Source organism: Streptococcus sp. 477 (genome assembly GCF_013277295.1).
GTDB classification, from domain to species: Bacteria; Bacillota; Bacilli; order Lactobacillales; family Streptococcaceae; genus Streptococcus; species Streptococcus pseudopneumoniae.
This window is the reverse complement of sequence record NZ_VMMQ01000071.1, coordinates 1-20,596: the sequence shown is the minus strand read 5'-3', so window position 1 is coordinate 20,596 and position 20,596 is coordinate 1. Positions and strand designations below refer to the sequence as shown.

General features: G+C 38.9%; 21 protein-coding genes. 15 read left to right on the top strand and 6 right to left on the bottom strand.

Going from position 1 to position 20,596, the window contains the following annotated elements:
- From HT691_RS08480 to sdaAB, 4 genes are all read right to left on the bottom strand, one after another.
- Positions 1-199 (bottom strand): hypothetical protein (locus HT691_RS08480; RefSeq protein WP_172925327.1); only part of this gene is annotated, 199 nt, incomplete at its 3' end.
- Between the two features lie 49 nt (positions 200-248).
- Positions 249-881 carry an HAD family hydrolase gene (locus HT691_RS08475; protein WP_138706259.1) on the bottom strand — a complete coding sequence of 211 codons (633 nt, stop codon included), beginning with the start codon at positions 879-881 and terminating at the stop codon, positions 249-251.
- A 21-nt stretch (positions 882-902) separates the two neighbouring features.
- Complete coding sequence (sdaAA, locus tag HT691_RS08470) at positions 903-1,775, bottom strand: L-serine ammonia-lyase, iron-sulfur-dependent, subunit alpha (RefSeq protein WP_000500040.1); 873 nt, start codon at positions 1,773-1,775, stop codon at positions 903-905.
- Between the two features lie 8 nt (positions 1,776-1,783).
- Positions 1,784-2,455 (bottom strand): L-serine ammonia-lyase, iron-sulfur-dependent subunit beta, encoded by a 672-nt coding sequence (gene sdaAB / locus HT691_RS08465; RefSeq protein ID WP_020899976.1) that lies wholly within the window; start codon positions 2,453-2,455, stop codon positions 1,784-1,786.
- A gap of 241 nt (positions 2,456-2,696) precedes the next feature.
- Here sdaAB and HT691_RS08460 point away from each other — a divergent pair, with 241 nt between their 5' ends.
- Entirely contained in the window at positions 2,697-3,320 is a 624-nt protein-coding gene (locus tag HT691_RS08460; protein ID WP_023934467.1) for a LysM domain-containing protein, read from the top strand.
- A 51-nt stretch (positions 3,321-3,371) separates the two neighbouring features.
- Here HT691_RS08460 and HT691_RS08455 read toward each other — a convergent pair whose 3' ends face one another.
- The gene (locus HT691_RS08455; protein ID WP_138699720.1) at positions 3,372-4,235 is read right to left on the bottom strand and encodes a helix-turn-helix transcriptional regulator; all 864 of its coding nucleotides are present in this window, start codon (positions 4,233-4,235) and stop codon (positions 3,372-3,374) included.
- Positions 4,236-4,415: 180 nt separating this feature from the next.
- Here HT691_RS08455 and HT691_RS08450 point away from each other — a divergent pair, with 180 nt between their 5' ends.
- The 8 genes from HT691_RS08450 to argH all read left to right on the top strand — a co-directional run bounded on the left by HT691_RS08450 (position 4,416) and on the right by argH (position 13,774).
- On the top strand, positions 4,416-5,261 hold the full coding sequence (locus HT691_RS08450) for an ABC transporter ATP-binding protein (protein WP_023935502.1): 846 nt from the start codon (positions 4,416-4,418) through the stop codon (positions 5,259-5,261).
- A 15-nt stretch (positions 5,262-5,276) separates the two neighbouring features.
- A complete protein-coding gene (locus HT691_RS08445; RefSeq protein ID WP_023935504.1) occupies positions 5,277-6,005 on the top strand; it encodes an ABC transporter permease in 729 nt (242 codons plus the stop codon).
- A gap of 503 nt (positions 6,006-6,508) precedes the next feature.
- On the top strand, positions 6,509-7,096 hold the full coding sequence (locus tag HT691_RS08440; protein WP_023935506.1) for a hypothetical protein: 588 nt from the start codon (positions 6,509-6,511) through the stop codon (positions 7,094-7,096).
- A 285-nt stretch (positions 7,097-7,381) separates the two neighbouring features.
- Entirely contained in the window at positions 7,382-9,490 is a 2,109-nt protein-coding gene (locus tag HT691_RS08435) for a bacteriocin-associated integral membrane family protein (RefSeq protein WP_138706258.1), read from the top strand.
- Positions 9,487-10,128: an ABC transporter ATP-binding protein gene (locus HT691_RS08430; protein ID WP_000571036.1), complete on the top strand. Its 642-nt coding sequence runs from the start codon at positions 9,487-9,489 to the stop codon at positions 10,126-10,128. Before HT691_RS08435 ends, HT691_RS08430 begins: the two co-directional genes overlap by 4 nt.
- 206 nt (positions 10,129-10,334) lie before the next feature.
- Positions 10,335-11,141 carry an ABC transporter substrate-binding protein gene (locus HT691_RS08425; RefSeq protein WP_031233438.1) on the top strand — a complete coding sequence of 269 codons (807 nt, stop codon included), beginning with the start codon at positions 10,335-10,337 and terminating at the stop codon, positions 11,139-11,141.
- A 16-nt stretch (positions 11,142-11,157) separates the two neighbouring features.
- The gene (locus tag HT691_RS08420) at positions 11,158-12,354 is read left to right on the top strand and encodes an argininosuccinate synthase (protein WP_031233439.1); all 1,197 of its coding nucleotides are present in this window, start codon (positions 11,158-11,160) and stop codon (positions 12,352-12,354) included.
- Between the two features lie 28 nt (positions 12,355-12,382).
- On the top strand, positions 12,383-13,774 hold the full coding sequence (gene argH, locus HT691_RS08415) for an argininosuccinate lyase (protein ID WP_023935514.1): 1,392 nt from the start codon (positions 12,383-12,385) through the stop codon (positions 13,772-13,774).
- Positions 13,775-14,166: 392 nt separating this feature from the next.
- Here the strand turns inward: argH and HT691_RS08410 are convergent, their stop codons facing one another.
- On the bottom strand, positions 14,167-15,030 hold the full coding sequence (locus HT691_RS08410) for a helix-turn-helix transcriptional regulator (RefSeq protein WP_050223626.1): 864 nt from the start codon (positions 15,028-15,030) through the stop codon (positions 14,167-14,169).
- 156 nt (positions 15,031-15,186) lie between these two features.
- Between HT691_RS08410 and HT691_RS08405 the strand changes: the two genes are divergently transcribed.
- The 6 genes from HT691_RS08405 (at position 15,187) to mnmG (ending at position 20,342) form a co-directional block, all read left to right on the top strand.
- Positions 15,187-15,915, top strand: coding sequence for a hypothetical protein (locus tag HT691_RS08405; protein WP_023932433.1), 729 nt, complete (start codon positions 15,187-15,189; stop codon positions 15,913-15,915).
- A gap of 153 nt (positions 15,916-16,068) precedes the next feature.
- A complete protein-coding gene (locus HT691_RS11370) occupies positions 16,069-16,281 on the top strand; it encodes a hypothetical protein (protein ID WP_000989848.1) in 213 nt (70 codons plus the stop codon).
- Positions 16,282-16,329: 48 nt separating this feature from the next.
- Positions 16,330-16,545: a hypothetical protein gene (locus HT691_RS11365; protein ID WP_023932438.1), complete on the top strand. Its 216-nt coding sequence runs from the start codon at positions 16,330-16,332 to the stop codon at positions 16,543-16,545.
- 156 nt (positions 16,546-16,701) lie between these two features.
- Positions 16,702-17,823 carry a tRNA 2-thiouridine(34) synthase MnmA gene (gene mnmA / locus HT691_RS08400; RefSeq protein ID WP_023935516.1) on the top strand — a complete coding sequence of 374 codons (1,122 nt, stop codon included), beginning with the start codon at positions 16,702-16,704 and terminating at the stop codon, positions 17,821-17,823.
- Positions 17,824-17,963: 140 nt separating this feature from the next.
- Positions 17,964-18,419 (top strand): NUDIX hydrolase, encoded by a 456-nt coding sequence (locus HT691_RS08395; RefSeq protein WP_000193612.1) that lies wholly within the window; start codon positions 17,964-17,966, stop codon positions 18,417-18,419.
- Positions 18,420-18,428: 9 nt separating this feature from the next.
- Complete coding sequence (mnmG, locus tag HT691_RS08390; protein ID WP_000220961.1) at positions 18,429-20,342, top strand: tRNA uridine-5-carboxymethylaminomethyl(34) synthesis enzyme MnmG; 1,914 nt, start codon at positions 18,429-18,431, stop codon at positions 20,340-20,342.
- Positions 20,343-20,596 lie beyond the last annotated feature (254 nt).

Here is a 20,596-nt window from a genome sequence, read left to right as displayed (position 1 = left end):
AAATAAACTCATACTCTTCGAAAATCTCTTCAAACCACGTCAACGTCGCCTTGCCGTAGGTATGGTTACTGACTTCGTCAGTTCTATCCACAACCTCAAAACAGTGTTTTGAGCTGACTTCGTCAGTTCTATCCACAACCTCAAAACAGTGTTTTGAGCAGCCTGAGGCTAGTTTCTTAGTTTGCTCTTTGATTTTCATTGAGTATTACTTCATTTTCTTCTGAAATGGAGTTGTCGCCCAGTCTATGTTATTGAAAATACTCCAAAACTTCTATGGGTTTGTGGGCTATATAATCAGGTTGATAGTGTAGCAAATCTGCTTGTTCTCCAAATCCCCAAGTGACGGCCAATTTCTGAATGCCTGTTTCTTGAGCTCCCAGCATATCAAACTTGGTATCTCCGATGATGATGGCTTGTTGAGGGGCTAGTTGATGTGTCTGCAAGGCTTGGCGAATAACGTCTGCCTTATGGGGTGCTTCAGGGCTGGAACCATAAATGCCATCAAAGAAATGATGGATTCCCAAGTTTTTAGTCATGTCTTGAGCGATTGGAGTATTTTTTGTCGTGGTGATGTAGAGTGGATAACTGCTTGATAACTCCTCAAGCAAGTCTACAATCTGAGGAAATAGTTGAGCTTCATAGATGCCTTTTGCCTTGTAGTAAGAACGATATATCTGCACAGCCTCAGCGATTTGTTCTTTGGGCAGGCAGGTCGCAAAACTACTTTCGAGGGGCGGTCCCATAAAACCACGAATCGTTTTGGCATCAGGGCTAGGCACCCCCAGCTCCTTAAAGGTATGGGTAAAGGCATTGTGAATTCCGATAGAACTGTCGACGAGGGTTCCATCCAGATCGAAAAAAATCGCTGTGATAGAGGTCATGGTTTCTCCTATTTGATAAACTTATTCTCCGAAAATTTCTTTTTGGAGGCGACGACCAGTAGGGGTGGTAGCGAGTCCACCTTCAGCTGTTTCACGAAAGGCAGTTGGCATGCTTGCTCCTACTTGGTACATGGCATCGATCACTTCATCCACAGGGATTTTAGATTCGATACCTGCCAAGGCCATGTCTGCTGCGATGAAAGCAAAGCTAGCTCCCATGGCATTACGTTTGACACAGGGAACTTCGACCAAACCTGCAACAGGGTCACAGATGAGGCCTAGCATATTTTTAATGACAAAGGCAATAGCTTGACTGGCCTGATAAGGTGTTCCACCTGCAGCCAGAGTCAAGGCGGCAGCACTCATAGCAGAGGCTGAACCAACTTCAGCTTGACACCCACCCTCAGCACCTGAGATGGAGGCATTGTTTGCGATGACTAGTCCAAAGGCACCAGCAGCAAAGAGGAAATCCAATTGTTGCTCGTGGCTGAGGTCTAATTTTTCAATAGCAGCAGTGAGAACGGAAGGGAGACAACCAGCACTTCCTGCGGTAGGAGTAGCGCAGACCAAGCCCATTTTAGCATTGTGTTCATTGACTGCGATAGCATTTCGGGCAGCAGAGAGAATCGTGTAATCTGATAAAGTTTTTTCGTTTTTGATGTAGTGATCCAATTTGGCAGCATCTCCACCTGTCAGGCCACTACGAGATTTATTTTCATTGAGGCCAAGTTGGACAGAGGCTTTCATGACTTCCAGATTGCGTTCCATGAGAAGGAAGACTTCTTCACGTTCGCGACCGGTCAATTCAAACTCTGTTGTAATCATGAGTTCTGCGACATTTCCTTGAAAGTCCAGATCAGCTTGCTCGACCAATTCTTTGATAGAATAAAACATGCTTCCTCCTATTTAAAGAAATTGACATTGTGGAGATGAGGGATTTTTCGAATTTCTTCGATAGCCTCATCACAGTTGCGACTATCGACTTCGATAATCATAATGGCTTTTTCACCAGCTTTTTCACGAGTAACGTTCATCTGGGCGATATTGATACCATAGCGTGAAAGTGCCTCTGTTACGAGGGCAATCATGCCTGGAATATCTTGATGAACGATAATGATAGTCGGTGTATTCATATTGAGAGAGACGGCAAAGCCATTAAGTTCGGTGACCTGAATATTTCCTCCACCGATAGAAATACCAGTCACGCTGATGGTTTTGTGAGTATTTTTGACGGTAATTTTAGTGGTGTTTGGGTGAGGGGCATTGCTGTCTTTCTGAATGGTCCAGACAATCTTGATGCCGCGCTTGTGGGCAATTTCCAGGCTGTTTGGGATTTCAGGATCATCTGTATCCATGCCTAAAATACCTGCAACAAGGGCTAGGTCTGTCCCGTGACCACGATAGGTCTTGGCAAATGAGTTAAATAGTTGGAATTCGACTTCTGTCGGAGTATCATCAAAAATGGAAGAGACAATCTTCCCAATACGAACAGCTCCAGCGGTATGGCTACTAGATGGGCCAATCATAACTGGTCCGATGATATCAAAGACAGATTGAAAACGAAGTGATTTCATCAGTTTCCCCTTATAAAAATTCTTATCTCTATTATATCAAAGAATGAGGGGCTTGGCTTTAATTGTAGATGAAAACCTTTCTAATACCTCAAATAGCATAAAAATAGTATCTTTTATGACAAAAAACACCTTATTTAGGGAAATAAAAAATAATTTTGTAATATTTCTACATAAAAGTGTCAAGAAACGGTAATATTTAAAGGGTATGATAGAACTATAGAAAGAAGGAGAATTTTCAAATATGAAATCAACAACTAAAAAGATTAAAACAACTCTTGCAGGAGTAGCTGCCTTGTTTGCAGTATTTGCTCCATCATTTGTATCTGCTCAAGAATCATCAACTTACACTGTTAAAGAAGGTGATACACTTTCAGAAATCGCTGAAACTCACAACACAACTGTTGAGAAATTAGCAGAAAACAACCACATTGAAAACATTCATTTGATTTATGTTGGTCAAGAGTTGGTTATTGATGGCCCTGTAGCGCCTGCTTCAACACCAGCGCCAACGACTTATGCAGCTCCAGCAGCTCAAGATGAGGCTGTTTCAGCTACAGTGACAGAAACTACAGAAGTAGCAGAAGAAACTCCAGTAGTAAGTGAAACAGTAGCAGAAGAAACAGTTGCTTCAACTGTCAGCGGATCTGAAGCAGAAGCTAAAGAATGGATCGCTCAAAAAGAATCAGGCGGTAGCTACACAGCTACAAATGGACGTTACATCGGACGTTACCAATTGACAGATTCATACTTGAACGGTGACTACTCAGCTGAAAACCAAGAACGTGTAGCAGATGCCTATGTTGCAGGACGTTACGGTTCATGGACTGCTGCTAAAAACTTCTGGCTTAACAATGGCTGGTATTAAGAACTAACGAACAGAATAATATGAAAAGGTCGAGGAAATCCCTCGACTTTTTTATATTTCCTTCGGTTGAGAATAGATCTCTACTTCTTTTTTGAGGTAGGACAGCATAGAAGTTTCATCGATCAGCTCCAGAAGTGAGAAACCTTTTTGGATAAGTTTCGCATCATCCCTACAAATCCCGATACGGACATAGGCGATAGCCAAGCTATCATATTTTTTCTTTTTCTTGGCATCCTCTAGTAAAGTATCGCAGATTTGTTGGCATATGTTTTTATCTTGATTGTATAGATAGAGTGTGGAAAGGTTGAGTAGGATTGTCATTCGCAAGTCATATAAATGTTGATAGTTTTTATAGATTTCCAAGCGTTGCAAGATTTTTCCAGTGATGAGATGGAGGTGTTCAATGGGAAAACTGAAAAGAATGGTATTGAGGATTTTCAGGTCACTCTCATACCATGTATCTTGTTTTTCAATTTTTTCCCAAAGTTTTGTGATAGTCTGTTTTACTTGGTCTGACAGTTGCTCTGTACCATGTTGACGGATATGAATGACAATTTCCAGCATATCCCTTATTTCTTCTATAGGCAGGTCGTAGTGGGTTTTGAGATAGTCTTGGCATGTTTCAAAAAAATGAACTAGACTACTACTACCAATTATAGAAGTCATATTGAGATAAGTTTGCATGATTTCTGTTCGTTGGCTCGGTTGATAGAGATGGCAGATGTAGTCAAACTCTTCAAAACTCATATTGATTTGACGGAGAAGAAATTCCATATTTTCATATTTTGGAGTTGCCTTGCCACTTTCAATCTTTGATAGGCTAGTTCTTGAGAGGACATTCCCACAGACCTCTTCTTGGGTTAAGCCTTTTGACTCACGTATTTCTTTATAGACCTTTCCGAAATCATAACGCATGATTTTCTCCTTTTCGTGAAAAAAGTTAACAAATAATAAAATCCAATTAAAAATATTGTATCATAGTAACAGGAATAGTAAAAAAGAAAACTAAAATAATGTGTGAAAAAAGTTAACTAATTTTAAAACAGAGTAAAGAAGAGGTATACTGTAGATACAAAATACAGGGAGGAATAAAAAATGGAAGTTATAAATGTAAGTAAGCATTATGGTCATTCAATCATTCTCAAAGATATAAATTTTGCACTTAACAAGGGTGAAATTGTTGGTCTAGTAGGGAGAAATGGAGTTGGTAAGAGTACGTTGATGAAAATTCTTGTTCAGAATAATCAACCGACTTCAGGGAATATTATAAGTAGTGATAATGTTGGGTATTTAATCGAAGAACCAAAATTATTTTTATCTAAAACAGGTTTAGAGAATTTAAAATATTTGTCAAAATTATATGGTATTGACTACAATCAAGAAAGATTTGGAAGTTTGATCCAAGAGTTAGATTTGACTCAGTCTATTAATAAAAAAGTAAAGACCTATTCTTTGGGTACAAAACAAAAATTAGCTTTGCTTCTAACTCTTGTTACGGAACCTGATATATTGATTTTAGATGAGCCGACTAATGGTTTAGATATTGAATCGTCACAAATAGTTTTAGCGGTTCTAAAAAAATTAGCTTTACATGAAAATGTGGGAATTTTAATATCGAGTCATAAATTAGAAGACATTGAAGAAATTTGTGAGAGAGTTCTTTTCTTGGAGAACGGACTTTTGACATTCCAAAAAGTAGGAAAAGATAGTCACAATTACTTGTTTGAGATAACTTTTTCATCAGTTACAGATAAAGACATTTTCATTACCAAACAAGAATTTGGGGATATTGTTCAGGAAGAAGGACTGAGAATTACGATGTCTGGGAATATTCAAAGTAGTGAGCTTTTTAAATTTTTTAACGAAAACTCTATTAAAGTAGTTGATTTTGAAACTAAAAAAGAGACGCTTAAAGATATTTATCTAAATCGTTCAAAATAAAGGAAGGTTATAATCATGAAATTAAATAAATTGAATTTTCTTAAGGAAAATATAAGGGATTTATATTCATCAGGCGTAATATATCTCGGTTTGATTATCTCGTTTATACCGCCGATATTGGTTACATTCTTTATTCTAAGGACTCAAGGGACATCACTTGGTATTAAGCATATTTCAAATTTTTATGCTATGCTCGGTATGTTAATGGCTGTTATACATGCTAACCGAATTATTAGCAGGGATTTTTCCCACAATACGATCAGTTTATTTTATAATCAACAGAAAAATCGGATGATTTACGTCTTGTCCAATTTTCTATATGCCATCTCAGTTTCCATTATCTATGCTTTGAATGGTATTGTGTTACTAGTCATCGTAAGTAAATTGGGTGTTCCAGGTGATTTAGGATTAGATTTTATTGTAGCCATTGTAGTCAATACAATTTTATTAGTCCTATTTTATTTTCTATTATCTTACATTTTCTATTTATATAAATTGAAAAGTGGCTTGGTATTTGGTATTTTAGTAGCTTTACTACTCTTTGTCCCTAATATATTAAATACGATTATGATGAATACTAGTAATGATTTGTTTATCAAAGCGATTGAACTTCTTCCTTTTTATTCCTTACCTGTATTTGTTGCTTCAAATACGATGTCTATTAGTCAGTATCTTGTGGTAATCACTACAATCATTTTATTGTATTTTTTCACTCTCAAGAAAAGCAAGGAGTATTCATTTTAGTTTCGTTTAGTATTATTTTGCAGACTTAAAATCCAGCAAAAAATAAAAAGATGTTGCGCTGACTAAAGAAAATTAAAATGTATAACAGAGGTAAACAGGTAATTGTAGGGGAATTAAGCCTTCTATTGATGAGCATGAATTTTCTTATAACATTATCCAACAAACTGACCTATGAAACTTCAAAAATTCAAAAACCACACGGTATTCCTTTCAACTTGATTGTATTCAAGACTGAAACTACTTGAAAATATTTAATATTTTTCTTTAATTGCTTGACAGGTTATATATGTTGATTTATAATATAGGTAAAGTAGGGATTGTGTAAGCGTTAACAAATACAGTGCCCTTAACTTTGTATTCAGCAAAGAATTATGATGCAGCTAGAAAAGAAAGAATTCTAGCTTGATACAATATTACCAGTCTTATTTAAAGTTGTTATGGAACTATTTTCAAAATAAATAGGCCTCTGTTTTGGGCGGAGTAGTGAATCAGGAGGTTAAGTGATGAACTACAATGTAAAATATCTCTTATCAGGAATATTTATTATAGTCTTTATAGGTTTTCTAGTCTGGATGCGTTATTTTAATCAGAAGAAGGAAGAAGCGCATTCGGATGTGTCTTTTGAAGCGAGGTTAGATAGTGAGGTCAAGGCCTTATATAAACAACTAGGATTGGGTGAGGAGCCTCAGTATTTCTTAGCGTATCGCTACCTACATCCTTGGTTTAATTTGGCGATTTTACCACCAACAGTTGAAATTTTCTTAACTAAAATAGCGCTGGTGATGGTGACTCCAGATGAACTACTGATAAGAAATCTTGGGAATGGGATGACTTTCACAAGTGAGCACCATCGTGATTTGCGACAAGGACTTATCCGCATTCCAAAATCAGAGATGAAAGAATTTGAGATTCGTAACTGGAAAAGAGCTTTTGTATTTGGCGATTTTTTGACAATTAAAACAAGCCAACATAGCTATTATTTACAGGTTAGAGATGATGGACTTCAAAAGGGAAGTCTTTCAACCAAACATTTCTCAGACTTGAAACGACAAGGTTTTCTAGGATTATTGACAGATAAAAGAACATTCTGATTGACAATTGCCCTAGTTGTTTATTGTAAACTTTGCAAATAAGCTGTGAATACTAGAATCCATTCAGAAAGGCAATTCCTATGAAAAATAAAATTTTAATCATTGTTTATATTTTAGCCTCGCTAATCATCAGTTTTATAATCTTTTCACTTTTGCATATTGATTTTAAATGGTGGACAACTCTGGCTATAAGTGCAGGATTTATTTACACCTACTTAAAATTTAGTAAAAAATGAAAAGTACCTGCACCTATCTCGCTTTCGTCTCTTCACGGGAGGTATCTCTATGAAAAAAATCAGTCATCTTTGTATGCTCTTGCTCTTGCTGTGTACTACGTTTTTTGTCCTGAATGTAAATGTTACACGTGAAATAGTGCGGATTCAGGAGATGGGCAAGACAACCTATTCATTTGACTTGTACTTGAAAGATGTCACTAAACCGACAGAAACGATTCTCCAATTTTTTGAAGAGGTTGCAAATCAAGACAAGGTCTCTATTATCAAAGTAGATAATGGCGATGAAGCCGTCAAGGCTGGTGTTTTTAATAAGGAAACCTTCCCCTATCAGGAGTTCGGTCTGACTTCTCTTGATTTTTCAAAGAATGAGAAGGGGGTCTACAGCAACCAGGATCTTCCCAATAATCTAGGAACCATTCCCACCTTTTTAAAGGTGAAACTCATTCGACTCCAGACCTTCCAATCCTATATTGAGGATAAATCCCATACTGTAAATGGGCGCTACATGATTACCTCCAGCAAAGAGATAGATCGCGATACCATTCTACAAAAGTGGAGTGATTTTTTCCAGATAGATAAGACGATTTTATTAGAACCCACTTACCGAAGTCAGGTTGGAGTGCTAAATCAAGAGTTGTTACTATCTATCATTATCTTTATCTTGGCAATCTTGCTTGTGATTTTAATGACAGTTTATCAGCCGATGATGGAGATGAAACGAGTGGGGGTTCAAAAGTTACTTGGTTTCCAAAGTAGAGCGATTTTAGCTGGTTTTGTAAAGACTAATTTTTATCTTCTCTTGGGTGGAAGTCTTATCATTGACTTGGGACTATTTTTAGTGCTGGACTACAGACCAAAACTTCTGTTCCCAAGTTTACTCTTATCCCAATTTCTGCTTTTACAGTTGTATTTGTTCATCAGTTGGCTGACCTACCTGATGATTCAGAAAATGACAGTCAGCTCCATGTTGAAAGGTTTTTCATCTGTCAAACTTGGTCTCATCTTCAATTATGTGATGAAAATAGGGACAACTATTTTACTGACGGCCTTACTGATTGGGGTAGGTAGAAGTCTAGAACAAGAAAACAAAGAACTTGCTTATCAGCAACAGTGGGTAAGCCAAGGCAATTACCTGACCTTAGAAACCTTCAAACTCAATGATAATCTGTGGCAAGAAGAGCTAGCAGGGTCAGGGAAATCTACAGATTATTTCTATCGATTTTATCAGGATTTGGTAGAAAAAACGCAGGCGGGCTATGTGCAGAGTAGCAGTCTTCCTGTAAAAAATTTTGTCCAATCAGAACAGCTTCAGCAATATCAGTTAACAGATACGGTGGATGTTTACTATGCCAATCGCAATTTTCTAAAGAGCAAGGGATTCAAGCTACCAGATACCGGTATTAAAAAAGTTATTTTGATGCCAGCAAGTACGAAAGGTGAAGAAGATAAAAATCAGCTCTTGGGGAAGTTAATTGCCTTTCATTCGATGAAGTATGAAGAGCAGCAAAAACGAACGATAGAGGAGATGGATGTCGAGATTGCCTATTATGAAGGAGATTGGTCATTTTTCCCATATAGTGATAAGCGAAAGGAAAATCTCTCCAATCCAATTATTAGCTTGGTCAATGATTCTGATATGATGTGGGATGAGAAAGCCTCCCTGTCAACAACTGGCTTAAATAATCCGATTAAAATTGAAAATACGGTTCAACATCAAAAAGAGATTACAGAGTTAGTTGAGAAATTGTCAGATGGAAATTATTTAAAATTTTCATCTATTCAAGCCATTCAAGAGGGGATAGTTGATACCTATCGGGATTCTGTTCGTAATTTTAACGTTCTTTTTGCCTTATTTGCTCTTCTCAGTATGATTGTCTCCTACTTTTTACTCGTTATTACTTTCTTGTTGAAGCGCAGGGATATCATTACCAAGAAGTTTATGGGGTGGAAACTGGTCGATCGCTACCGTCCTCTCCTCGTTCTGCTCTTGCTGGGCTATAGTCTGCCTCTTCTAGTCTTGATTTTCTTTGCCCATGCGTTCTTGCCATTTCTGCTGTTTGCAGGCTTTACATGTCTGGATATACTATTTGTGCTAGGCTTGGCTTCTAGGATGGAGAAAAGAAGTCTAGTAGAGTTATTGAAAGGGGGCATCTTATGATTGAGTTGGAAAATATTACCAAAACCATTGGGGGAAAAGTGATTTTGGATCACTTGTCTCTCAGGATTGATCAGGGGGATTTGGTAGCTATTGTTGGCAAGAGTGGTAGTGGTAAGTCGACCTTGTTAAATTTATTAGGTTTGATAGATGGTGATTACAGCGGACGGTATGAGATTTTTGGTCAGACAAATCTAGCGGTCAATTCTGCTAAGTCACAAACAATAATCCGTGAACATATCTCTTATCTATTTCAAAATTTTGCCCTGATTGATGATGAAACGGTCGAGTACAATCTCATGCTGGCGCTGAAATATGTGAAATTGTCCAAGAAAGACAAGCTCAAAAAGGTGGAAGAGATTTTAGAGAGGGTAGGTTTGTCAGCTACTTTGCATCAAAAGGTCTCCGAGTTGTCTGGTGGGGAGCAACAACGAATTGCAGTTGCTAGAGCCATCTTAAAACCCAGCCAGCTGATTTTAGCCGATGAACCGACAGGTTCGCTGGATCCTGAAAATAGAGATTTGGTCTTGAAGTTTCTCTTAGAGATGAATCGAGAGGGGAAAACAGTCATTATTGTGACCCACGATGCTTATGTAGCCCAACAATGTCATCGTATCATTGAATTGGGCGAGGGAAAATGAGTTCGTTCAGCTCCTTTTGACTGACTGAATACTCATATTTTCCAGAGAGGAATAGCATAAATACGCCTAGGAATGACATTTTTATGTAACTTTCCTAGGTTTTTCTGTTTTAAATTGAAAAAAATTACAATTTAGGGTTGACAAAGGATGAGGATAGGTGTATTATTTATACAAACAAAAGGAATAAACATAAAGGAGGCTTTGTTATGAATAAGATGAAGAAGGTGTTGATGACGATGTTTGGTTTAGTGATGCTCCCCCTACTATTTGCTTGTAGTAACAATCAATCGGCTGGAATTGAAGCCATCAAGTCCAAAGGAAAATTGGTTGTAGCCCTCAATCCAGATTTTGCTCCATTTGAATACCAAAAAGTAGTTGATGGGAAAAATCAGATTGTGGGTTCAGATATCGAATTAGCCAAGGCTATCGCAACAGAATTAGGTGTCGAATTGGAACTATCTCCCATGAGTTTTGACAATGTACTGGCTAGTGTTCAATCAGGAAAAGCTGACCTTGCCATATCAGGTGTTTCTAAGACAGATGAACGGAGCAAGGTGTTTGACTTTTCAATTCCCTACTATACTGCAAAAAATAAACTCATTGTCAAAAAATCTGATTTAGCCACTTATCAGTCTGTAAACGACTTGGCGCAGAAAAAGGTCGGAGCGCAGAAAGGTTCGATTCAAGAGACGATGGCGAAAGATTTGCTACAAAATTCTTCCCTTGTATCTCTACCTAAAAATGGGAATTTAATCACAGATTTAAAATCAGGACAAGTGGATGCCGTCATCTTTGAAGAACCTGTTTCCAAGGGATTTGTGGAAAATAATCCTGATTTAGCAATCGCAGACCTCAATTTTGAAAAAGAGCAAGATGATTCCTACGCGGTAGCCATGAAAAAAGATAGCAAGGAATTGAAAGAGGCAGTCGATAAAACCATTCAAAAGTTGAAGGAGTCTGGGGAATTAGACAAACTCATTGAGGATGCCTTTAAAGCATCCATTGAAAAATAGAAAGAAGGAAAAGAACATGAGTAAAGAAAAAGTAATTTTAGCCTATTCTGGCGGTTTAGACACATCAGTTGCTATTACCTGGCTAAAGAAAGACTATGATGTTGTTGCAGTTTGTATGGATGTGGGTGAAGGGAAAGACTTAGATTTCATCCATGATAAGGCTCTCCAGGTTGGGGCAGTCGAATCTTATGTCATTGATGTTAAGGACGAATTTGCTACAGATTATGTGCTAGTGGCTCTTCAGTCACATGCCTACTATGAACAAAAGTACCCCTTGGTATCTGCCTTGAGCCGCCCTCTTATTTCTAAAAAATTGGTTGAAATCGCGCATCAGACAGGAGCGACTACAATTGCTCATGGTTGTACAGGTAAGGGGAATGACCAAGTACGTTTTGAAGTATCGATTGCAGCCTTGGATCCCAATTTAAAAGTGATTGCGCCAGTTCGTGAATGGAAATGGTCTCGGGAGGAAGAAATTCATTATGCCAAGGAAAATGGGGTGCCTGTTCCTGCTGACCTTGACAATCCCTACTCTGTCGACCAAAATCTTTGGGGACGTGCCAATGAGTGTGGTATTTTGGAAAATCCATGGAATCAGGCTCCAGAAGAAGCCTTTGGTATCACAACTTCTCCAGAGCAAGCTCCAGATACGCCAGAGTACATTGATATTGAGTTTAGTGAAGGCGTTCCAGTTTCCCTTAATGGAGAAGGGTTAAAATTGGCAGATTTGATTCAAAAACTCAATGAAATAGCTGGGAAACATGGGGTCGGACGGATTGATCACGTGGAAAATCGTTTGGTTGGGATTAAATCAAGAGAAATCTATGAGTGCCCAGGGGCAGTGACCCTGCTGACAGCTCATAAGGAAATTGAGGACTTGACGCTTGTGAGAGAAGTAGCTCATTTTAAACCAATTATAGAAAATGAATTATCAAATCTCATTTATAATGCTTTGTGGTTTAGTCCGGCTACGCAAGCCTTGATTGCTTATATTAAAGAAACTCAAAAAGTTGTCAATGGGACTGCAAAAGTTAAACTCTATAAGGGGAGCGCTCAGGTCGTGGCTCGGAAATCACCAAATTCTCTTTACGATGAAAATTTGGCGACGTATACCAGTGCAGATACCTTTGACCAAGATGCGGCTGTTGGCTTTATTAAGTTGTGGGGACTTCCAACCAAGGTTTATTCTGAGGTTCAAAAAAGCGCCAAATAGGGCGATTGGATAGAGAGGTGGATGTGATATGACTAAGAATACAAAATTATGGGGTGGTCGCTTTGAAGGTACTGTCGAAGACTGGGTAGAGCGCTTTGGTGCGAGTATATCTTTTGACCAGAAATTAGCAAAATTTGATGTGATTGGTTCCTTAGCCCACGTTCAGATGTTGGGTCAGACGGGCATTTTGAGTTTGAATGAGTCAGAAAAGATTCAAGAAGGCTTGAAAGAGCTTTTAGAAGAGCTAGAGGCAGGCCAACTTGACTTTGATATCGGAAACGAAGATATTCATATGAATATGGAAGTGTTACTGACAGAAAAAATTGGTCCCCTTGCAGGGAAGCTACATACAGCTCGTTCTCGAAATGACCAAGTTGCGACAGATATGCACTTGTATCTCAAGGAGCAACTAGGTCATGTCCTAGATAAACTGGCTCATCTCAAGGGTGTTTTATTAGACTTGGCGGAAAATCATGTGGAGACGATTATGCCGGGCTATACCCATCTGCAACATGCCCAGCCTATTAGTTTTGCCCATCATCTGATGGCTTACTACAATATGTTTCAAAGAGACAGTGAACGTTTTGGATTTAACCAGAAGCATACAGATCTATGCCCTCTAGGTGCGGCAGCTTTGGCAGGGACGACTTTCCCCATTGATCGCCAATTGTCTAGCGATTTGCTGGAGTTTAAGCAACCTTATACAAATTCTTTGGATGCTGTTAGTGACCGCGATTTTATCTTAGAATTTCTATCAAATGCCAGCATACTCATGATGCATATGAGCCGTTTTTGCGAAGAAATGATCAATTGGTGTAGCTTTGAGTACCAATTCATTACCTTGTCAGATACGTTTACAACAGGTTCCTCTATTATGCCCCAAAAGAAAAATCCAGATATGGCTGAGTTGATTCGAGGAAAGACTGGTAGAGTTTATGGGAATCTGTTTGGACTATTGACAGTCATGAAGTCCTTGCCCTTAGCTTATAATAAGGATTTGCAAGAGGATAAGGAAGGAATGTTTGATACGGTCGAAACGATTTTAAATTCCCTCGATGTGTTGGCAGGTATGTTATCCAGCTTGCAGGTAAACAAGGAAAAAATGCAAGAGTCTACAGAGAAGGACTTTTCAAATGCGACTGAGTTGGCAGATTATTTGGCAGGGAAAGGTTTGCCATTTAGAGAAGCTCATGAGGTTGTGGGAAGATTAGTGTTAGACTCTATCAAGTCTGCTAAAAATATTCAAGATTGGACTTTGGAGGAATTGCAAACCTATCATTCCCTCATTGTCGAGGATATTTATGTCTACTTGCAACCTAAAACTGCTGTTCAAAGACGAAATTCCTTGGGAGGTACAGGATTTGACCAAGTGAAATACCAGATTGCAGTTGCTAAGAAAGCGAATGAAGCTAGAAAGTGATAGATTGATAGGTTCAGAATAAGAGGTTGGTCTATTGACAGCCTCTTTCTTGTCGTTAAAAAAGTGAGATATATTGACTTTTGAAAAAATGTCATAATTGAGTTGGGATAAACGTAAAAGTAATATAGTAGATTGAATCTGGAATAGTCCGTTATGACTGTTAAAATATTTCTAGAAATTAATTTGACTTTCCTAATCGATTTGTTCACATCTTGTTTCAATCTACTATACTTTCTCGTTAAACCGTTCGGCGATTCATGGTGACATGGACACGTAGTAGTAAGCAAACTATGTGGCTTGGCAGAGCTAAAAACTTCGGGATTAACAATGGCTGGTATTAAGAACTAACGAACAAATAATATGTAAAGAGTCGAGGAAATCCCTCGGCTTTTTTATCTTTCCTTCGCTTGGTAATAGATCTCTACTTCTTTTTCGAGATGAGACAGTATAGAAGTTTCCTCGGTTAGCTCCAGAAGGGAGAACCCTTTTTGGATAAGTTTAGCATTATCTGTACAAATCCCAATACGGACATAGCAGATAGCCAGCCTATCGTAGCTTTTCTTATTCTTGGCGTCCTCTAGTAAAGTGTAGCAGATTTGCTTACACATGTTTTTATCTTGAGTGTATAGATAGAGTGTGGAAAGGTTTAATAGAATTGTCATTCGCAAGTCATATAAATGTTGATAGTTTTTATAGACTTCTAGGCGTTGCAATATTTTTCCAGTGATGAGATGGAGGTATTCAATGGGAAAACTGAAAAGAATGGTATTGAGGATTTTTAGATCACTCTCATACCATGTATCTTGTTTTTCAATTTTTCTCCAAAGTTTTTTGACAACCTGTTCTGCGTGATCTGATAGTTCACCTGCCCCGTGTTGACGGATATAAATGACAACTTCAAGCATATCTCTGATTTCTTCTATAGGGAGATCGTGGTGGGTCTTGAGGTAGTCTTGGCATTTTTGAAATAAATTGACAAGATCGCTGGTCCCGATAATGGAACGCATATTGAGATAGGTTTGCATAATCTCTGTGCGTTGACTTGGTTGATAAAGTTGACAGATATATTCAAATTCTTCAAAACTCATATTGATTTGACGGAGAAGAAATTCCATATTTTCATATTTTGGGGTTGTCTTACCGCTTTCGATTTTTGATAGGCTGGTTCTTGAGAGAACACCCCCACAGACCTCTTCTTGGGTCAGCCCCTTTGACTCACGTATTTCTTTATAGACCTTTCCGAAATCATAACGCATGATTTTCTCCTTTCCGTGAAAAAAGTTAACAAACAATAAAATCTTGTTAAAAATATTGTATCATAGCAATGTAAAAAGTAAAAAAGAAAGTCGAAATAAAGTTGTGAAAAAGGTTGATATAGTTTAAAAATGGAACCAAAGATAAGAGGAAGAAGCATGAGTAATGTAGATAAGATTCGAAAAATACATATTATCGTGTGTTGGATGTATATATTTTTGTCATTTAAGTCGATAATCAGTAACACGGGGTATTTCTTGCTTCTTTTTTTAGCGTTTCTCTATTCAATAGTATCGCTACCTCTATATTCTGTGAAGAATAAAATAGTATCCATTTGTTTGGCTATAAACTCGACTCTGTTAATTAGTTTTCCAATTTTAATCAATAAATATTTCCCAGGAAAGGTTTCTACTTATATCGTATTAACCAGTATTTTTATCCTGGAGTTCTTAATCTTTAATAAAATTGGTAGAGATTTTGATACTAGATTAGCTAGTGAATATAGGAAAATCAGTCAGTTTAAAAGTAAGATGTCTCAATCTCCTTGGATAAAATATTTAGAGATTTCTAGTTTTATATTAACTATATTTCCATTTATTCTTCATGGTACAGTTGCTAATCGTGTATTTGCTCTTATCTTTTTGATAAAAATTTGTGTAGATACTACGATAAAGTTTCTATTAAACAGAATCTTTAATTCAAGTGAGATGATGAAAAGGAAGATATTTTCTCTTTTTGCACTAGATTTGATGGTCTATATATTTTTAAGTTATGTTTTAGTGATACAAAAAGACGGATATCTGTTTTCGATTCTACTAATTTTTTCTAATTTCTCACTTCCTTTTATCAGAGAAAAAGAGTATGAATTATTTAAAAATAAGAAATGAGATAGATATGGTATCTTTATTAAAACTGAGAATAAATTTTGGGAAATACTTTTATTTATATTAGGTGTATTGCTAATTGGAATTGCGTTACTAAGTCCCCCAAAAATGAAATTTTGGAAATAGAGTTAGTGAGAAGGACAGGATAATAGTATTATGATGGTTGTTTTAATTGCAGTGGTTGTGGCATTTCTGTATTATGTAATTACAGAGTATTTTCAGAATAGTTATATTGACTGTATACTATTTCTAACATTGCTGATTTCTCATTTGATATGGGATTACTATTTTTTGCCTATTGAAATTTTAGTGGCATTAAGTGGAGCAAATTTGCTATCGAGATTTTTCAAAAAAAAGAGAAGTCAATAGAGTTGTTAGTGGATTATTAAGACGAAAGGTAAAATTGGGATATTTAAAATGAAACATTTTTTTGCTGGAATTGGTGAAATTCATTTTTTGTCATTTTTATTATATCTAAGCATGTCTACTAGTCCAATTATTGGACTAGTGATTGGATATACTAAAATAAATCTAATAAGTTCTATTATTATAGCTCTTGGTATGATATTGGCATTAATTTTGGTATTATCAAGAGTGTATAGAAAATATTTTTATAGAGACGATGATGACTAAAGTTTTTATCAGTAAAACCAGTGGTTGGCAGATTATCAGCCTCTTTCTTGTCTTCTCTAACCAAGCATGTTATAATGAATACTGCTCAAGCGACCTTCAATCGTGAAGCACACACGACCTTCAATCGTGAATAAACGAATAGATGGGAGACTTACCATGAGTGATAACTCTAAAACACGTGTTGTCGTGGGGATGAGTGGTGGTGTCGATTCGTCGGTGACGGCTCTTCTTCTCAAGGAGCAGGGCTACGATGTGATCGGTATCTTCATGAAGAACTGGGATGACACAGATGAAAACGGAGTCTGTACGGCGACCGAAGATTATAAGGATGTGGCTGCGGTAGCAGACCAGATTGGCATTCCCTACTACTCTGTCAATTTTGAAAAAGAGTACTGGGACCGCGTTTTTGAGTATTTCCTAGCGGAATACCGTGCAGGACGCACGCCAAATCCAGATGTTATGTGCAACAAGGAAATCAAGTTCAAGGCCTTTTTGGACTATGCCATGACCTTGGGGGCAGACTATGTAGCGACTGGGCATTATGCCCGAGTGGCGCGTGATGAAGATGGTACTGTTCATATGCTTCGTGGCGTGGACAATGGCAAGGATCAGACTTATTTCCTCAGCCAACTGTCGCAAGAACAACTTCAAAAAACTATGTTCCCACTGGGACATTTGGAAAAGCCGGAAGTGCGAGAACTAGCAGAAAAAGCAGGCCTTGCGACTGCTAAGAAGAAAGACTCGACAGGGATTTGCTTTATCGGAGAAAAGAACTTTAAAAACTTTCTCAGCAACTATCTGCCAGCTCAGCCTGGTCGCATGATGACTGTGGATGGACGTGATATGGGCGAGCATGCAGGCCTTATGTACTATACGATTGGTCAGCGTGGCGGACTCGGTATCGGTGGGCAACACGGTGGTGACAATGCCCCTTGGTTCGTTGTTGGAAAAGACTTAAGCAAGAATATTCTCTATGTAGGACAAGGCTTCTACCATGACTCGCTCATGTCAACTAGCCTTGAGGCCAGTCAGGTTCACTTTACTCGTGACATGCCAGAGGAGTTTACGCTCGAATGTACGGCCAAATTCCGCTATCGTCAGCCTGATTCTAAGGTGACAGTACATGTTAAAGGAGACAAGGCAGAGGTCATCTTTGCGGAACCGCAACGCGCTATCACACCAGGACAGGCAGTTGTCTTTTACGATGGCGAAGAGTGTCTCGGTGGTGGTTTGATTGACAATGCTTACCGTGATGGACAAGTTTGTCAGTACATTTAGATTGACAAATTTTCTCAATTTGCTACAATAATAAAAGCAATAGAAATGATGGTCAAAGCTCATGGATGTTGCAGGCTTTTTTGTCCTGCACTTCTTTGGAGTTTTGACTGTTTTTGTGTCGTTTAGAGGAAAGGACAAAAATGACTCAACAAGACTTTCGGACAAAAGTAGACAATACGGTTTTTGGTGTTCGGGCGACAGCTTTGATTCTTCAAAATCGCAAGCTTCTAGTCACCAAAGACAAGGGCAAGTATTACATTATCGGCGGTGCGATTCAAGTTAACGAAAAAACGGAAGACGCGGTAGTCCGTGAAGTGAAGGAAGAACTGGGTGTTAAATCTCAAGCTGGGCAGCTAGCTTTTGTGGTTGAAAATCGTTTTGAAGTGGACGGCGTTTCCTATCACAATATCGAGTTTCATTATCTGGTGGATTTGCTTGAAGATGCCCCGTTGACCATGCAGGAAGATGAGAAAAGGCAGCCCTGTGAGTGGATTGACTTGGATAAGCTCCAGAATATCCAGCTAGTTCCAGCCTTTTTAAAAACAGCCCTACCAGATTGGGAAGGCCAACTAAGACACATTCATCTTGAGGAATAGGAGAGAAACATGACTTATCATTTTACTGAAGAATACGATATTATTGTAATTGGTGCGGGACACGCTGGGGTTGAGGCTTCCTTGGCCGCTAGCCGTATGGGCTGTAAGGTCCTGCTTGCGACCATCAATATTGAAATGCTGGCTTTCATGCCTTGTAATCCCTCTATCGGTGGTTCTGCCAAGGGGATTGTCGTGCGTGAAGTCGATGCCCTCGGTGGCGAGATGGCCAAAACCATTGACAAGACTTACATCCAGATGAAGATGCTTAACACAGGGAAGGGGCCAGCCGTCCGTGCCCTTCGTGCGCAGGCTGATAAGGAACTTTACTCTAAGGAAATGCGCAAGACGGTTGAAAATCAAGAAAATCTGACCCTTCGTCAAACCATGATTGATGAGATTTTAGTGGAAGACGGCAAGGTTGTCGGTGTGCGTACAGCTACCCATCAAGAATATGCTGCTAAGGCTGTTATCGTGACGACAGGGACGGCCCTTCGTGGGGAAATTATCATCGGAGATCTCAAGTACTCATCAGGCCCTAACCACAGCCTAGCTTCTATTAACCTTGCTGATAATCTCAAGGAACTGGGACTCGAAATTGGTCGTTTCAAGACAGGGACGCCTCCACGTGTCAAGGCTTCTTCTATCAATTATGATGTGACAGAGATTCAGCCAGGAGACGAAGCGCCAAATCACTTCTCATATACTTCACGTGATGAGGACTATGTCAAGGATCAAGTGCCATGCTGGTTGACCTATACCAATGGTACCAGTCATGAGATTATCCAAAACAACCTCCACCGTGCGCCTATGTTTACAGGTGTGGTCAAGGGAGTGGGCCCTCGTTACTGTCCGTCGATTGAGGACAAGATTGTGCGCTTTGCAGACAAGGAACGCCACCAACTTTTCCTAGAGCCAGAAGGGCGCAATACAGAGGAAGTCTATGTCCAAGGCCTCTCAACCAGTTTACCTGAAGATGTGCAACGTGAGCTGGTTCATTCTATCAAAGGTTTGGAAAATGCAGAGATGATGCGAACAGGTTATGCCATCGAGTACGATATGGTCTTGCCACACCAGTTGCGTGCGACTCTGGAAACCAAGAAAATCTCCGGACTTTTCACTGCTGGTCAGACTAATGGAACGTCAGGTTATGAAGAGGCAGCAGGCCAAGGGATTATCGCTGGGATCAATGCGGCTCTGAAAATCCAAGGTAAACCTGAGTTGATTTTGAAGCGCAGTGACGGTTATATCGGGGTGATGATTGATGACTTGGTGACCAAGGGAACGATTGAGCCTTATCGCCTTTTGACCAGTCGTGCTGAATACCGCCTCATTCTCCGCCATGACAATGCTGATATGCGTTTGACTGAGATGGGCCGTGAGATTGGTCTTGTGGATGATGAACGCTGGACTCGCTTTGAAATCAAGAAAAATCAATTTGAAAATGAGATGAAACGCCTAGACAGCATCAAACTCAAGCCAGTCAAGGAAACCAATGCCAAGGTTGAGGAGATGGGCTTCAAGCCGTTGACAGATGCAGTGACAGCCAAGGAGTTCCTTCGCCGTCCAGAAGTTTCTTACCAAGATGTGGTGGCCTTCATCGGACCAGCTGCAGAGGACTTGGATGACAAGATTATCGAATTGATTGAAACAGAAATCAAGTACGAAGGCTATATTTCCAAAGCCATGGACCAGGTTGCTAAGATGAAACGTATGGAAGAAAAACGCATTCCAGCCAATATTGATTGGGATGACATTGATTCTATCGCAACCGAAGCTCGTCAGAAGTTCAAACTCATCAATCCAGAAACCATCGGTCAAGCCAGCCGTATTTCGGGAGTAAACCCAGCAGATATTTCTATTTTGATGGTGTATCTGGAAGGTAAAAATCGTAGTATTTCTAAAACTCTTCAAAAATCAAAATGATACGTCGTCGGCTTCTTACGAATGAGTTCAAAGCTTGGCTTTGATTCATCTCCAACCTCCCATAGTTCCCCGAACTATGGGAGCTAACTCAAGTTATGCATTTTCCTAGCCTTCTGGTCTGATTTTCATTGAGTTTTAATCTCAAAAGAAAGCATAGAGAAAAACAGCTCCGAAGACGGGGCTGTTTTGTTGACTTGTACTCAATGAAAATCAAAGAGCAAACTAGGAAGCTAGCCGTAGGTTGCTCAAAGCAC